The organism is Paenibacillus curdlanolyticus YK9, assembly GCF_000179615.1.
In the GTDB taxonomy this organism is placed as follows: Bacteria; Bacillota; Bacilli; order Paenibacillales; family Paenibacillaceae; genus Paenibacillus_T; species Paenibacillus_T curdlanolyticus.
Map to the genome: position 1 here is coordinate 132,168 of NZ_AEDD01000009.1, position 15,346 is coordinate 147,513.

16 protein-coding genes are annotated in these 15,346 nt (G+C 52.2%); 3 read left to right on the forward strand and 13 right to left on the reverse strand.

Annotated elements, in window-relative coordinates; genetic code table 11:
- Positions 1-25 precede the first annotated feature (25 nt).
- From PAECUDRAFT_RS16875 to ald, 4 genes are all read right to left on the reverse strand, one after another.
- Complete coding sequence (locus PAECUDRAFT_RS16875) at positions 26-1,204, reverse strand: phosphopentomutase (protein ID WP_006039336.1); 1,179 nt, start codon at positions 1,202-1,204, stop codon at positions 26-28.
- Positions 1,205-1,282: 78 nt separating this feature from the next.
- Entirely contained in the window at positions 1,283-2,173 is an 891-nt protein-coding gene (locus PAECUDRAFT_RS16880) for a tyrosine recombinase (protein WP_040713003.1), read from the reverse strand.
- An 84-nt stretch (positions 2,174-2,257) separates the two neighbouring features.
- Positions 2,258-2,488, reverse strand: a complete 231-nt coding sequence (locus PAECUDRAFT_RS16885; RefSeq protein WP_006039338.1) for a DUF4227 family protein — start codon at positions 2,486-2,488, stop codon at positions 2,258-2,260.
- Between the two features lie 113 nt (positions 2,489-2,601).
- Positions 2,602-3,711 (reverse strand): alanine dehydrogenase, encoded by a 1,110-nt coding sequence (ald, locus tag PAECUDRAFT_RS16890; RefSeq protein ID WP_006039339.1) that lies wholly within the window; start codon positions 3,709-3,711, stop codon positions 2,602-2,604.
- A gap of 235 nt (positions 3,712-3,946) precedes the next feature.
- Here ald and PAECUDRAFT_RS16895 point away from each other — a divergent pair, with 235 nt between their 5' ends.
- Positions 3,947-5,248, forward strand: a complete 1,302-nt coding sequence (locus PAECUDRAFT_RS16895; protein WP_006039340.1) for a S8 family peptidase — start codon at positions 3,947-3,949, stop codon at positions 5,246-5,248.
- Between the two features lie 59 nt (positions 5,249-5,307).
- On the opposite strand, the gene fur is transcribed toward PAECUDRAFT_RS16895, so the two are convergent.
- From fur to PAECUDRAFT_RS16910, 3 genes are all read right to left on the reverse strand, one after another.
- Positions 5,308-5,793, reverse strand: a complete 486-nt coding sequence (gene fur / locus PAECUDRAFT_RS16900; protein ID WP_006039341.1) for a ferric iron uptake transcriptional regulator — start codon at positions 5,791-5,793, stop codon at positions 5,308-5,310.
- A 126-nt stretch (positions 5,794-5,919) separates the two neighbouring features.
- Positions 5,920-6,549 carry a stage II sporulation protein M gene (gene spoIIM / locus PAECUDRAFT_RS16905; protein ID WP_006039342.1) on the reverse strand — a complete coding sequence of 210 codons (630 nt, stop codon included), beginning with the start codon at positions 6,547-6,549 and terminating at the stop codon, positions 5,920-5,922.
- A gap of 107 nt (positions 6,550-6,656) precedes the next feature.
- Positions 6,657-7,217 (reverse strand): NUDIX domain-containing protein, encoded by a 561-nt coding sequence (locus PAECUDRAFT_RS16910; protein ID WP_006039343.1) that lies wholly within the window; start codon positions 7,215-7,217, stop codon positions 6,657-6,659.
- Between the two features lie 109 nt (positions 7,218-7,326).
- Between PAECUDRAFT_RS16910 and mciZ the strand changes: the two genes are divergently transcribed.
- Positions 7,327-7,479 (forward strand): Z-ring formation inhibitor MciZ, encoded by a 153-nt coding sequence (mciZ, locus tag PAECUDRAFT_RS25350; protein WP_083814185.1) that lies wholly within the window; start codon positions 7,327-7,329, stop codon positions 7,477-7,479.
- 122 nt (positions 7,480-7,601) lie between these two features.
- Here the strand turns inward: mciZ and PAECUDRAFT_RS16915 are convergent, their stop codons facing one another.
- The 6 genes from PAECUDRAFT_RS16915 to lpdA all read right to left on the reverse strand — a co-directional run bounded on the left by PAECUDRAFT_RS16915 (position 7,602) and on the right by lpdA (position 14,793).
- The gene (locus PAECUDRAFT_RS16915) at positions 7,602-8,732 is read right to left on the reverse strand and encodes a M20/M25/M40 family metallo-hydrolase (protein WP_006039344.1); all 1,131 of its coding nucleotides are present in this window, start codon (positions 8,730-8,732) and stop codon (positions 7,602-7,604) included.
- Between the two features lie 199 nt (positions 8,733-8,931).
- Entirely contained in the window at positions 8,932-9,669 is a 738-nt protein-coding gene (lipB, locus tag PAECUDRAFT_RS16920) for a lipoyl(octanoyl) transferase LipB (RefSeq protein ID WP_006039346.1), read from the reverse strand.
- Between the two features lie 64 nt (positions 9,670-9,733).
- The gene (locus tag PAECUDRAFT_RS16925; RefSeq protein WP_006039347.1) at positions 9,734-11,113 is read right to left on the reverse strand and encodes a dihydrolipoamide acetyltransferase family protein; all 1,380 of its coding nucleotides are present in this window, start codon (positions 11,111-11,113) and stop codon (positions 9,734-9,736) included.
- Positions 11,114-11,151: 38 nt separating this feature from the next.
- Positions 11,152-12,138, reverse strand: coding sequence for an alpha-ketoacid dehydrogenase subunit beta (locus PAECUDRAFT_RS16930; RefSeq protein WP_006039348.1), 987 nt, complete (start codon positions 12,136-12,138; stop codon positions 11,152-11,154).
- 2 nt (positions 12,139-12,140) lie between these two features.
- Positions 12,141-13,169: a thiamine pyrophosphate-dependent dehydrogenase E1 component subunit alpha gene (locus PAECUDRAFT_RS16935; protein WP_006039349.1), complete on the reverse strand. Its 1,029-nt coding sequence runs from the start codon at positions 13,167-13,169 to the stop codon at positions 12,141-12,143.
- Positions 13,170-13,362: 193 nt separating this feature from the next.
- Positions 13,363-14,793: a dihydrolipoyl dehydrogenase gene (lpdA, locus tag PAECUDRAFT_RS16940; protein WP_040713006.1), complete on the reverse strand. Its 1,431-nt coding sequence runs from the start codon at positions 14,791-14,793 to the stop codon at positions 13,363-13,365.
- 213 nt (positions 14,794-15,006) lie between these two features.
- On the opposite strand from lpdA, the gene PAECUDRAFT_RS16945 reads away from it, so the two are divergent.
- A complete protein-coding gene (locus PAECUDRAFT_RS16945; protein ID WP_006039352.1) occupies positions 15,007-15,312 on the forward strand; it encodes a DUF2627 domain-containing protein in 306 nt (101 codons plus the stop codon).
- Positions 15,313-15,346 lie beyond the last annotated feature (34 nt).

Genomic DNA, 15,346 nt, shown 5'->3' on the forward strand with positions numbered 1-15,346 from the left:
GTTTTATGGCGCTTCAACGCACGAATCAGCCTAATAAATGAAGCAAGCTTTCCCCATTAGGCGGCGGCGTAACGCCAAAGTTATCTGCAATCGTTGCTGCAATGTCAGCAAAAGTGGCGCGGATCCCAACATCGCCAGGCGTCACAAACGCTGGGCTATAGAGCAGCAGCGGAACATATTCTCGCGTATGATCGGTACCTGCATGAACGGGATCATTGCCATGATCGGCCGTAATGATCAGCAAATCGCTCGGGCCAAGCCTTTTCTCCAGCTCCGGCACCGCCCGATCGAAAGCCTCGAGCGCATGACCATATCCGATAGGGTCACGGCGATGGCCATACAGGGAGTCGAAATCGACTAAATTCGTAAACAACAGACCTTCGAAGCTTGTTTCAAGCAGATTCAACGTTCGTTGAATGCCGTCGTCGTTGCTCTTCGTTGGAAACGATTCCGAGATCCCTTCCCCATCAAAAATATCACGGATTTTGCCCACGGCGATGACGTCGTAGCCCTCGTTTTGCAGCGTATTCAATACAGTCGGCGCCGGCGGCTTCAACGCGTAATCATGCCGATTCGGCGTCCGGACGAACGCGCCTGGCGTTCCCGTGAAGGGGCGCGCGATGACGCGGCCTACTGCGAACCGTTCATCTCTCGTGAGCGCTCGAGCGATTTCGCAAGCGCGGTACAGCTCCTGCAGCGGAATGACTTCCTCATGGGCAGCAATCTGGAAGACGCTGTCCGCAGACGTATACACGATCCAGGAGCCTGTTTCCATATGCGCTTCGCCAAGCTCATCCAAAATGGCGGTTCCGCTGGCCGGCTTATTGCCGATCACTTTTCTTCCCGTCTGCTCTTCGAAGGCATGGATTAATTCATCCGGAAAGCCGTTCGGGAAAGTCTGGAAAGGAATTTCAACCTTCAATCCCGCGATTTCCCAATGTCCGGTCATCGTGTCTTTGCCAACAGAAGCCTCGGACATCTTACCGTAGAAAGCGGCCGGCTCTTCGCTGCAAGGCTGCCAGCCGGGCAGCTCTGCAATCCGGTCAAGGCCCCATCTGCGAAGCCGCGGCATCTTAAGATCCGGCTTCTCTCTTAATATATGGCCCAACGTATGGGACCCTGTATCTCCGAATGCCGGCGCGTCAGGCAGCTCTCCTATGCCTACGCTATCCAGCACAATAAGTGCGATGCGTTGAAACCGCATGCGTCAGTCACTCCTCTCTCCCACGCACCGCTCGCCTTGCAAGTTGCTTCACTGTGCCTACGCTAGCTGTCGGCAAGCTTACCTTGCTCTAGGATGTGAGCGTTCATATACTTCCTTCATGCGGGACTTCGTCAAATGAACATATTTTTGCGTAGCAGCAAGTCCGGCATGACCCATCATCTCTTGTACCGCTCGCACATCTGCACCATTCTCAAGCAAATGCGCAGCGAACGAGTGACGTAGCGAATGAGGCGTCAAATCGCCCTCGATGCTTGCTAGCGCTGCATGTTTTTTTACAATTTTCCAAAGCCCTTGCCGTGTCATCCTTTCGCCTCGGCGATTGATGAATACCGCTTGCTCCTCCGAATTATCGCGAAGCAGCCGCTCCCGGCCCGATTGCAAATAAGCTTCTAACGAGGCTGATGCGGCTCGTCCGATTGGCACAATCCGTTCTTTGGCGTTCGCTGAACAACGAATAAATCCAAGCGACACGTGAACATGCTCCAAATCCAGCGCGATCAACTCTGATACGCGAATGCCCGTCGCATACATCGTTTCTAATATAGCTGAATCGCGAAGGCCAGACGGTTCTGCCGGATCGGGCGATGCTAGAAGCAGCTCGACCTGAACAGCCGTTAAGATACGCGGTGGCGGACTATCCGGCTTTGGCGCGTCCATATCGGCAGTTGGATCTGCTGTTACACGCTGCTTGTCCATCAAATACCGAAAAAAAGCGCGGAGCGAGACCCGATAACGGGATAATGACGCATTCTTGCGGCCTTCTTGCCGCAGCGTCAGCCAATAGCGTGCCATATGATGCTTTTGCACCTGTTCGGGCGCACTAATTCCAGCATCGGCTGCAAACCGGATAAAATGCCTCAAGTCCCGTTCATAGGACATGAGCGTGCTTTCCGATAATGATCGGTCTGCCGGCCAGTCGCGCAGAAACGATTGCAATTCCGTCTCCATTTGCCCAGCTATCCCTTCTGAAAGTGAATGATGTCGATCACCCATGTATTCAACAGGCAAAGCGAAATCTCCTGCCTAACGAAGCTATTCGCCGTACCAATAGAACCAGCGCAGCCGATCGCCCATCGTTCCGCCTTCAGGGGAATGGATTTGTCCGGATACCTTTAAAGCTTGCCCCTGCGGCTCGCGATATGGATCTACAGGCGATATAACATCGATAAGCCATCGATACCCGCCGAATGTCATTATCGTCAGAAGAATAAAGGTCAATAGAAACAAAATATGGCCAAACCATTTGCGTACGGAAACGACCATCCGCTCTCGCCCCCCATGTGACTGCTTATCCTATAGGTACACCATATGCGCCTAGAGGCCCGTTCATTCGGAACGAATCACAGTCTCATGCGAATGAGGAAGCGGATGACTACTTAGATCAAATGAAAAGGCACGTAAGGCAGCCCGACCGCATCCGCCACCGCTTCGTTCGTCACCGCACCGTTGTACGTATTGACTCCTTTGCGAAGCGCCTCATCCTTGACAGCTGCGGCTAAGCCGCCGTCGGCAAGCATGCGGGCGTACGGAATCGTCACGTTCGTCAGCGCCAAAGTGGAAGTGCGCGGAACCGCGCCTGGAATGTTCGCGACTGCATAATGGATCACATCATGCTTGACATATACCGGGTCCTTATGCGTCGTCGGCCGGTCGACGGTGGCAATGGATCCCCCTTGATCCACGGCAACGTCAACGATGACGGAGCCCTTCTTCATCGATTGCACCATCTCCTCGGTAACCAGATGCGGCGCCTTCGCCCCCGGAATTAGAACGGCGCCAATTAACAAATCCGCTTTTCGAACCGCGCCGGCGATATTTTGCGGATTCGACGCCAGCGTGCGAAGTCGTCCGCCAAACACATCGTCGAGGTAACGCATCCGGTCCGTGCTTTTTTCCAAAATAGCGACGTTCGCTCCCATCCCCAGCGCGATTTTGGCAGCGTTCGTTCCGACGATCCCGCCCCCAATTATGACGACATCTGCGGGCGCGACGCCGGGAACGCCTCCTAACAATACGCCGCGTCCGCCATAAAAGGATTCCAAATACTGCGCGCCAAGCTGGACCGACATTCTCCCGGCTACCTCGCTCATAGGCGTTAGAAGCGGAAGGCTTCCTCCCGGCAGCTGAATCGTCTCATACGCGACGGCGCTTACGCCTCGCTCGACAAGTGCCGCAGCGAGAGCAGGAGCAGCTGCCAGATGCAAATAAGTAAAGAGCAGCATATCCGGTTTAAAATGGTCGTACTCCTCCGGCAGCGGCTCTTTTACCTTCATAATCATGTCGGCTGTTTGCCAAACGTCTTCTGCTCGATCCGCCAGCTCTGCGCCTGCATCCGCATAAGCATGATCAGCGAAGCCGCTTCCTGCCCCCGCTCCCTTCTGAACGATCACCTCATGCCCGCCTGCTTTCAAAATCTCCACGCCTGCGGGTGTCAGCGCTACGCGATACTCGCTGTTCTTGATTTCGGTTGGCACTCCGACTCGCATCCTGATTCCTCCTCGCAATTGGTCGTTCGTCGATTGATGCAAGCTCTCCTCTTATTGTTGTATGAGCCATGCACGTCCAATGACAGTCCTACACGATACGTTTCTCACCCATTATCAAAAATATGTGCGCCATACGGCGCCTGCCCATGCTCGGACGACATGAGCCCCATACAATAGGTGTAGCCGTAAGCTTCATGTGTACTCATTTGGAACGTTTGAAGGAGAGACGACAATTTTGACCAAATTCCGCTTGGAGCAGCTATTCGGACGAAGCGTACGAACATCCGCTACCAAATATACAACTCGGCATTTGATCGGCTTACGAGGAGAAAAATCCTATGCTCGTTTCATCCGTTATATGAATAGCAAAGGGATTAAGCCCATTAAGACGATACGCAGAAACCGAATCATATGCTGTTATCTCGATGCAAGGTATCTCAACAGCCAGGTTCGCATCGCTTCGCGCGCCGCAGGAATTAAATATATTGAGCGGGACGCCAAGGTTCATGCGCATGTGCTGCCTGCTGCTAAACCCCGAAATCGCGGCCGAAAAAATAACGAATCCGTCTGCCCTGAGCATGCAACATGGAACATTTGCCGCGTACAAGCGCCGGATGCATGGACGCGAACGGAAGGCGAAAACATTCGGGTCGGCATCATTGATACAGGCATCGCCAAGCATTCCAATCTATCGATTGCCGGCGGCGTGAACACGACAGGCGGCTCATCGTATTATGACGATAATGGTCATGGGACGCATGTTGCGGGGATCGTTGCTGCGACAGGCGACAATGGCATGCAGCCCGGCGTTGCGCCGAAAGCGAAGCTCTATGCGATCAAAGCGCTGGACAGTGACGGGCTCGGCTATATTTCCGATATCATTCAAGGCATTAACTGGTGTGTAAAGAATAAAATCAATGTCATTAATATGAGCTTTGGATTAATGCCCGGGGAACAAAGCACTGCGCTTCAAGAAGCGATTCAGAATGCGTATAAGAAAGGGGTTGTCATCGTTGCATCAGCCGGCAATAGCGGAGCGGAAAGCGGCCGTATCGACGAGCCCGCCAGCTTCGACGAAACGATTGCTGTCGCTGCCTCTACGCAAAATGACGAAATCGCCTCCTTCAGCAGCCGGGGCGAGGGCATCGATATTACGGCGCCCGGTGCGCTCATTCGCTCTACTGCTCTTAACAATGGGTATCAGATCATGTCCGGCACGAGCATGTCTTGTCCACATGTAACCGGCGGAGCTGCACTGCTGCTCGCCAGCGATTCCTCGCTAACGCCAGCCGACGTATCGTCAAAGCTCCAAGCCTGGGCAAAAACCTTGTCCGGCTACAACCGCTTGGCGCAAGGCAGCGGCTTGATGCAGCTTGCTGGGTGCGGTGCAGGCGCTAATATCGCTCCCTCCGCGCCGCCGCTTGTGAACAAACACGCAAACGTCTTTTCCCGCTCGCAATCGGTACGTCGGAAAGCAAAACGGACACGTGCCCAGACGCGAACACGGACGCGGCAAGCTAGCACAAAGCGAAAATAAAAACAGGCGACCACCGCACGGTTTCCCGCGGTAGTCGCCTGTTGTCTAAGCTGCCTGTACTACGAAGTGCGACCTGACTGCGCCGTCCCCGTACCTGCATCTTCATTCTTGGCCTGGCATCGATGGCAGACCCCTTGAAAATCTAATCGGTGATCGACAACATGAAATCCGAATTCAAGCTCAAGACGCTCCTCGAGCGGTCCTAGCCAGTCCTCCATAATCTCATCCATCGAGCCGCACTGCACACATATTAAATGGTGATGATGGTGCTTGTTGCTATCCGTTCGCAAATCATAGCGAGCAACGCCATCGCCAAAATTCATCTTCTCAACCACATGCATCTCGCTAAGCAGCTCAAGCGTCCGATATACCGTCGCCAATCCGATCTCAGGCGCCTTCTCCTTCACTAGCATAAAGACGTCCTCAGCACTCAGATGATCCTCTTCGTTCTCAAGCAAAACTCGAACCGTCGCCTCACGCTGCGGGGTTAACTTGTAGCCCTGCGACTGCAGCTGCTGTTTAATTTTCTCGATCCGGGCTTCCATGGTTTCCCCCCTCGCACACGTATTGCGCCCATTGCCGGAACATTTGCTTTCATTATATGGGCTAATCGCAAATAAAGTCAAACGATTTACAGCTTTCGACACCGTAACTTCATCAACGGAAAGACGCTATTCCATCAACAATGGAGCTGCCCAGCGCATTAACGCAGGCGATACATACGCTTCTACCAAAGAGGCTGCTGAAACTGCAAGTAGCATCAGCACAAGCATCAGACACAGCGATGTAAAGGCAGGCCGCAGCTTCCCTTTGCTCTGCATCAGCCGATACCGTATGACATGCAGCGAGAAGGTCAAAGCCGCTACGCTCGCGATCATAATCGCCGGCACGACGATCATATTCGGCGGTACAACAGATGCAAGCGCGAACAATATCCCTTTCCAGCCATGCTCGCTGACGACTGTTCCAATCGCGAAGCCGACAAGCGCGCCTTTCAGAAAATCCAATGCCAATACGAACGGAAGGCCGACTACTGTCATGCCCAGCACCCCGATCAATGCAATCCACTTGCCATAAAATACGGTTCGCGACCAAAAAGCGTCCGTTACATCAGGAAACATGCCAGCTTCCATCGTCTTGACAAAACGATCCAAGTCGCCGGATAAGTTTTGCTGCTGCTCAAGCGTGAGCGCATGTACAGCCAAAGCGCCGAATACGACGCCGACAGCGAACAGCACGCCGACAAATACGTACAGCATTAGCGAGTCAGCTGTTCGCTGCTTCCAACCATTCGAGCGCATAGCTATCACCTCTTGTCCATATCCACTCCTCATTCAATGTATGTTTGGACAAGAGTATGTATGACGAGCCCCGTCATGGCTAAAGCATAAGCGCCGCACAAGATGTCTTAGATCTCGCCAGTCAGCTTATACAAGCGCCAAGCATAGACAGCCAATACGGTCTTCGCATCGCTAATTCGGCCCTCTTCAATATAGGCTAGAGCCTGCTCCAGCGTAATGGCATCCACCCGCAGGTACTCATCCTGATCAAGATTCATCTCGCCTTTTTCAAGTCCTTCGGCCAAGTAAATATAAAGCTTCTCATCTGCAAAGCCTGGCGACGTATAAAATGCGCTAAGCGGTCGAAGCGACGATGCGCGATACCCCGTTTCTTCTTCGAGCTCGCGGCCCGCGCATACGATCGGATCTTCATTGGGATCCAGCTTGCCAGCTGGAATCTCGATTTGGAATTTTTCTAACGGCTTGCGGAACTGCTCCACTACAAGCATACGGTCATCCAGTAAGGCGAGCACAGCCGCTGCTCCCGGATGGCGCACGATTTCCCGAGTCGCCTGTCCTCCGTCCGGCAATTCTATCGTATCTACCTGCAAGGAGATGATCTTCCCCTCAAAAATCTGCTTCGTACTAATCGTGCGCTCCTGCCAGCTTTCCAGCCTTTGTTCGCTCATCTCTATATCCCCTCATTCGTTGTAGTAGTTGAAGACCAGTCATACGTTGTCCCAACGATGCATATGCTCCATTATACCAAATCAAGCCAAGCGGAAGGGGCGTATTGTTATGAAATCATATTATGCGCATGAAAGCGTAAGACTGGTCGGAAAAGGATGGGAGATTCGGCGCCAGCTGAAGGAGCTATCTACCCGCCACTCCCCTTCCTCCACAGCCCCATTGACGCTTGGCGATTATTTGAAACGCCGCACTCCCCAATAAATAACGCAGAAGCATGTAAGCAGCTATCTCGTTCTAACGAGCTAATTGCTTCGGCTTTTTACATAAAAAGCGCGGGCATCGTCGAGCGGCTTCTTGCCCGCTCGCGCTGCCCGCGCTTTTCATTATGTTGCAGAACCTGCTTGACGGATTAGCTCTACCACAAGCTCAGTCGTCTTCACTAGATCATCGGCTTTAATCTGCTCCTTGGTCGTATGAATATGCTCATAGCCCACAGCCAGGTTAACGGTCGGAATGCCCAAGCCGTTGAAAATATTAGCGTCGCTGCCGCCGCCCGAATGGAATGTACGAGGCGTTAAGCCAAGTGCCGTGATCGCCTTTTTCGCCAATTCGACAACCTCGTCGCCATCGGTATAATTAAAGGCTGGGTAAATAATCTCGCTCTCGAACTCCGCTTGCGCACCGAACTCTGCCGCAGCCGCTTCCACCGCTTCCTTCATCGCTACGAGCTGTTTATCCAGCTTATCCTGCACGATGCTGCGCGCTTCCGCATCAAGCTTCACATAGTCGCAAACGATGTTCGTGGCGCCGCCACCTTCGAAACGCCCGATGTTCGCCGTCGTCTCGCTATCGATACGGCCAAGCGGCATCCTCGCGACTGCTTTGGATGCGACTTGAATTGCGCTAATGCCGTCCTCTGGATTAACTCCTGCATGCGCAGAACGGCCATGCAGCTTAATCGTCACGCGTGCTTGCGTTGGCGCTGCTACAGCAATATCGCCGATCGCGCCATTGGAGTCAAGCGCAAAGCCGAGCTTCGCGTTAAGCTTGGAGCCATCCATCGCGCGTGCGCCAAGCAATCCGGACTCTTCGCCTACCGTAATTACAAATTGGATGGCTCCGTGCTGCACGTTTTGTTCCTTTAATACACGAATCGCTTCGAACATTGCAGCTAATCCTGCTTTGTCATCAGCGCCGAGAATCGTCGTACCATCCGAGCGAATATAACCATCGGCATCCAGCTGCGGTTTAATGCCATTGCCAGGCGTTACCGTATCCATGTGCGATGTAAACAGCAAAATCGGCGCATCGGCTGAACCGTTAGCTGCCAGCGTGGCAAACAGATTGTTCGCGCCATGGCCTGTTTTGGCTGCGGCATCATCTTCCTCAAGCGACAAGCCCAGTGCTGCGAATTTTTGTTTGAGCACCTCGCTAATGCGCTGCTCATGCTTCGTTTCGCTATCGATCTGGACAAGCTCCATAAACTCCTGAATAAGCCGTTCGCGTTGAATCATACGGATTCCCTCCATTTCAAATTCAAACTTTGTCTATTCTCTAACAGCTGTGCGCACAAGGTGAACGATCTCTCTAATCTATGATAGGATAGAGAGACAAGCGGTTCAACCGTGTCCATCATGGGAAGGAGAAACGTCAATGTTCAGCAGTCGTACTGTCAAAATCGTCGTCTTGCTTATGCTTGCCGCGATGCTCTTATCAATCGTTGTCTCCGGCATCAGCTGGATGTTTATCGGATAATAGTCCGGAAGGCGCTACACAACCGAACTGGCGGCAAAATAGCGGAAGCAGCTCCTCAGCCGCCCGTTCCGGTGACATCGTAAGCCCCGTCAAATCCTCGAACGAGGTTACGCCGTATTCCGTTATGCCGCACGGCACAATGCCTTGAAACCCTTCATCTCCTATGCCTGCCTTCAAATTCAAAGCAAATCCGTGGCTCGTCACAAACCCGCGGCGCGTACGCGCTCGATTAAACTTGACGCCAATTGCCGCAATTTTGGAATGCCCAACCCATACGCCTGTATAAGCTTCTTTTCGGCCGCCTTCAACGCCATATCCCGCAAGCCAATCGATAATGACCTGCTCTAACTGGCGAAGATAACCGTGTAGGTCCAACCCTTCCGCAGGCAAATACAACAGAGGATATCCGACCAATTGACCAGGTCCATGATAGGTAATGTCCCCGCCCCGGTCGATTTCAAACACGGAAATGCCCTGTTCTTGCAATTGCGCTTCATCCAGCAGCAGATGCTCGGGATGGCGATCCGAACCTAGCGTATAAGTCGGCGGATGCTGAAGAAGGAGCAGCGTCTCGCTCTGCTCCTCCTTATCAATGCCGGTTACGTATGATTTCTGGAGCTCCCATGCTTCTGCGTAACCAATGAGCGGGATGTACCGAGCGGTTAAGAGCCGATCCGATTGTGTTGTTATCGTCATCGTCATCTGCCTCGTTTCATCATCTGCTTCATCTTGCTAAATAGTTTAAAAACTGCATGCAAACTTAGTACAGCTTCGTCTCGATGGAGAAGCTTTCTAAATTCTCTTTGACCCGCTGCAGGAATCGTCCGCAAATGACGCCGTCGAGAATTCTGTGGTCAAGCGACAAACACATATTCGCCATCGATCTGACCCCGATCATGTCATTAATGACGACTGGACGTTTCACAATCGATTCGAACGTTAAGTTGACAGCTTGCGGGTATACAATGGTCGGATAGGACAAAATCGAACCGAAGGAGCCCGTATTGTTTACGGTCAACGTACCGCCACCCATATCCGCCATCGTCAGCTTCCCTTCACGTCCGCGACGTGCAAGGTCGTCGATTTCGCGAGCGAGGCCAGCGATATTTTTCTGATCCGCATTCTTGATAACTGGCGTTGCTACCGAATCTTCCGTACCGACAGCAAGGGAGATGTTGATGTCGCGTTTTACGATAATTTTGTCCGTCGCCCATGTCGAGTTGATGATCGGGTAATCCTTAACCGCATTCACGACTGCCTTCAGCACAAATGCCAGATAAGTCAAGTTGACGCCCTCGCGTTTTTGGAACTCGTCCTTGAGCTTGTTGCGCAGCTGAACGAGGTTCGTGACATCGACCTCGATCATCATCCACGCGTGCGGGATTTCAGTGACGCTTTGCTTTACGTTCCGTGCAATAGCGTTGCGAATAGGCGTGATGTCAATGAAATGCTCGCCCCGGCCCGGGATTTCCGTCTCCGCTTCGATTTGCGGAATGCGCGGCGTCTCAGACAGGTGAAGACCTGTCGTACGCACTTGCTGCTCGGCTTGCGCTGCTCCTGCGGGATCAACGCTCGTAGCTGGAATCGATGTCACCGTGCCGCCGCCTGCAGCGACCTGCTGTCCCGACGTTACGAAAGTAATGACGTCCTTACGCGTTACACGACCGCCCATGCCTGTGCCGCGAATCAATTGAAGATCCACGCCATGCTCTGCAGCAATACGTTGAACGGCTGGCGAATAACGATGGTGCATAGCGCCACCTGCTACCTCAAGGTCGCTCGCACCAGTCGCTGCTACTGTGTTCGCAGCTTTCTGCGATCCGTATACGGGAAGCGTTGCGCCAGCGGGTTCAGCCGCCGCATGCGCTGCATCCGGAGTAGCGGCTGCATTCGCATCCTCGGTTTCAATAATGCAGATTGGCGTTCCAACCGGCACCTCTTCCCCGTTGCCAACCAAGATCGTTACGAGTTTGCCGTTAACGGTCGAAGGAATTTCTGCATTTACTTTATTCGTTATGATTTCACAGATAGGCTCATACATGCCGATCGAATCGCCCGGCTGCTTCAGCCACCTGTCGATCGTCGCTGAAACGAGCGATTCCGCTAGCTTCGGCATGACGATTTCGGTCAACGATTTCATGGCTATTCATCTCCCAACTGGCCTTGCCGCCCTATTGATTAATACAAAGCTAGCTGTTGCATGGCCTCTTTCACTTTTTGTTTATTCAGCATGAAAAATTTCTCGCCTGGCGGATTAATCGGCATCGCCGGAACATCCGGTCCGCATACTCGCATGATCGGAGCATCTAGCTCGTACAGCAACTCCTCAGCGATAATAGCTGCAACCTCTGCGCCAATGCCGCCCGTCTTATTGTCCTCATGGACGATCATAACCTTGCCTGTTCGGCGGACTGCCTCGAGGATCGCTTCTTTATCGAGCGGCTGCAGCGTACGAAGATCGAGAATATGAGCGCTAATGCCCTCTTCCTCTTGCAGCTCAGCAGCGGCCTCCATTGCAAAGTGCAGCGGGAGACTGTAAGAAATAACCGTGATGTCGTCGCCTTCACGAAGTACGTTCGCCTCGCCGATCGGCACGATATAATCCGTTTCCGGCACTTCGCCCGTGATGAGCGTATAACATTTTTTATTTTCAAAGAAAAGGACAGGGTCCGGATCGCGAACGGCTGCTTTTAATAAGCCTTTCGCGTCATAAGGTGTAAACGGAGCTACAATTTTGAGGCCCGGTGTTCCGAAGAAGACAGACTCTGGACATTGCGAATGATATAATCCGCCGAAAATGCCGCCGCCAATCGGCGCGCGAACGACGATCGGACAGTTCCAATCGTTATTCGACCGATAGCGGATTTTGGCCGCTTCACTAATAATTTGATTCGTTGCCGGGAACATAAAATCTGAATACTGCATCTCGGCTATCGGCTTCATTCCTACCATTGCTGCGCCGATTGCAACACCTGCGATTGCGGATTCCGCAAGCGGTGTATCAAGCACGCGATGTTCGCCGAATTGCTGCTGCAGCCCTTTGGTCGTCGTAAACACGCCACCTTTTAATCCAACGTCTTCACCGAGAATGAATACATTCTCGTCCCGCTCTAATTCCTCTTTCATCGCGAGACGAAGCGCATCAATATACTCCATAACTGGCATACTTAGTTGCTCCCTTCCGCGTCACCGTCATAGACATGCAGCAACGAGCTTTCCGGCGTCGGGAACGGTGCTTTGTCCGCATAAGTCGTTGCTTCGTCAAGCATCACTCGAATATCTGCCAGCAGCTGTTCTTCCTGCTGCTCGGACCAGATGCCAGCTTCAAGCAAATATTGCTTAAACTTCGGAATGCCATCCTTCTCACGGTTCTCATCGACTTCTTCTTTCGTCCGGTATGCCAAATCGTTATCCGAAGTGGAATGCGGCGACAGCCGATACATCATCGCTTCAATCAATGTCGGCCCTTCGCCGTTCAGGCCTCTTTCACGCGCTTCCTTCACGACACGGTACACCTCAAGGGGGTCATTGCCGTCCACACGGAAGCCAGGGAAGCCGTAACCAGCTGCGCGGTCCACGATGCGGCCTCCAAGCTGCTTATGTATAGGGACCGAAATGGCATATTGATTGTTCTCGCACATGATGATAACCGGAAGCTTATGCACCCCTGCAAAATTGCAGCCTTCGTGGAAATCTCCCTGATTGCTTGAGCCTTCTCCGAAGGTGACCAAGCTTACGAAAGCTTCATTTCTCATCTTGGCTGCAAGCGCAATACCGACAGCATGCGGGACTTGCGTGGTTACAGGGCTCGATCCTGTCACAATGCGCAGTCTTTTGCTGCCAAAATGGCCTGGCATTTGGCGGCCGCCGCTGTTTGGATCCTCCGCTTTCGCGAATACCGACAGCATCAGCTCGCGGACTGTCATGCCTACGCTGAGTACAAAACCATAATCCCGGTAATACGGCAAGAAATAATCCACATCGCGGTCAAGCGCAAAGCCAGCAGCAACCTGTGCAGGCTCTTGGCCGATGCCCGATACGTGGAAATTAATTTTGCCAGCCCGTTGGAGCAGCAATACCCGTTCGTCAAACTTGCGTGCCAGTACCATCGTGCGGTACATATCAATCGCTTTCTCATCGGTTAACCCAACCTGATGATGACGCGCCACCTGTTTTTTCGATTCCATCTCGTTCATACAGTTAACCCTCCTTCGCGTTCCTTCAGAACGCGCTGCCGCTTCTACTGATTAACCGATTCGGTTAAAAATTAAAACCAGGTACTAATACTAGATCATATATATTATAACCGACCTTCAGTAAAAAGGGAAACAGCTTGCGCAGCGGGTTTTCTCCCGCCTGCACTTGCTGTCCCCTCCTGCTGCATTTTCATTAAAATGCTGTTGAGGCCCCATCCAACGCTAACATCGCCTCGCCAAGCGCCTCCGATAATGTGGGATGCGGATGAATCGATTGGCCCACTTCCCACGGTGTTGCATCTAGCAGCTGTGCTAGCGAGGCTTCAGCGATTAGATCCGTTGCATGCAGCCCGATAATATGCACGCCAATGATATCATTCGTCTCGTTATCTGCAATCACTTTTACAAATCCGTCAGTCTCGCCTGCAACAATCGCCTTGCCGATCGCTTGAAACGGCATTTTTGCAACCTTCACGTCTATGCCTTTCTCACGAGCTTGACGCTCTGTCCAGCCAACAGACGATGTCTCCGGCCTCGCGTATACGCAGCGAGGGATGAGATGACCGGCAATGGCATCAGGCTTCTCGCCATTCAAATGCTCAACAGCGGCTATTCCTTCATGCGCGGCAGCATGTGCCAACTGAACACCGCCGATTACGTCGCCAATCGCATAGATGTGGCGTTCGCTTGTCTGGTAAAAGGAATTCGTCACGATAAAGCCATTCGCATCCGTACGAATATCCGTATTTTCCAAGCCAAGCCCTTCCGTATTCGGGATGCGACCAATGCTCACAAGCATGCAAGATGCTTGCAATTCGAGGTCATCTTCCCCGCTTCCAGCCGTTATAGTCAGTCCAGATTCGTTCGTTTTACAGGTGTCAGCCTTTAACGATACGCTTGTTAAAATCTTGACGCCACGCTTACGCAGCAGCCTTGCCATTTCGCGAGAAACATCATCATCTTCCGTCGCCAGAATGCGATCCGATGCTTCAACAATCGTGACCTCGACACCAAAATCATTTAATAAGGACGCCCATTCTACCCCGATCACGCCACCGCCTACAATCATAATGGAGGCAGGCAAGCTTTCTAGCTTTAGCGCATCATCACTTGTCAAAATGTAACGGCCATCCGCTTCTAACCCAGGAATTTGGCGCGGTCGCGAGCCCGTCGCTACGATAAGGTGCTTCGAAACGACAGATTCCATCTCTCCATCCGCTAGCTCAACAGCCACCGTTCCGCTTCTTGGCGAAAAAATCGACGGGCCAATGATGCGCCCTTTCCCGTTAATGATCGTTATGCCGTATTTCGCCATCAGCGACTGCAGCCCGCGATACAGTTGATCTACAGTTTGATCTTTACGCTGCTGAACCCGGTCAAAATCAATCGAAATCGCGTTTTCAGCAACTGAAATGCCATATGTATGTGCTTTAAGCAGCGTCGCATAAACATCCGCGCTTCTCAGCAATGATTTACTAGGAATACAACCCTGGTGTAAACAAGTACCTCCGAGCTTGCTCATCTCAATAATAGCCGTTCGCTTTCCCTGCTGGGCAGCACGAATTGCTGCGGTATAACCGCCTGGCCCGCCGCCAAGGACGGCCACGTCTACTTCGATTGCCATCAAGTAACACCCTCTCATAAGCTCCCATAATACCGGATGATCCAATTGCATGAAAGATCTGTTCCAGCCTCTGGCTCTATTGTACCTTTTTTTAACGTTGGAAAACATGGTTGAAACAAAATAGACAGCATAAAAAGAGTACGGTATGATAGAGCATGAGTTTCATAATTAATGAAAAATTGCATGTCATATCAGTGAGGAGAATTTGACCCCATGAAGGCACAACCTAGCGTCGTCGCTGCACGATTTATCGCTGTTCTGATCCTTGTTATTCCTGGGATTACAGCTACATACGGATTTTTGAAAATGAAGGACGCCCTATACGATTACTTCATCTCTTTTGGAAATGAAACGAACACCCCTTCATTCGCATGGCTCACTTTTATTGTTGGACTCGTTCTGTTTGCGATTGGCGTCAGTTTCATCGCAGGGTGGATTTTCTTCCGAGATCGCAAGCATAATTATGTTGCGCCTCGGTTCCGTAAAAAACGCCCTCGTCCAGCGAAACCAACAAACTAACTCACAGCCCGAACGCAATATACAGCGTTCGGGC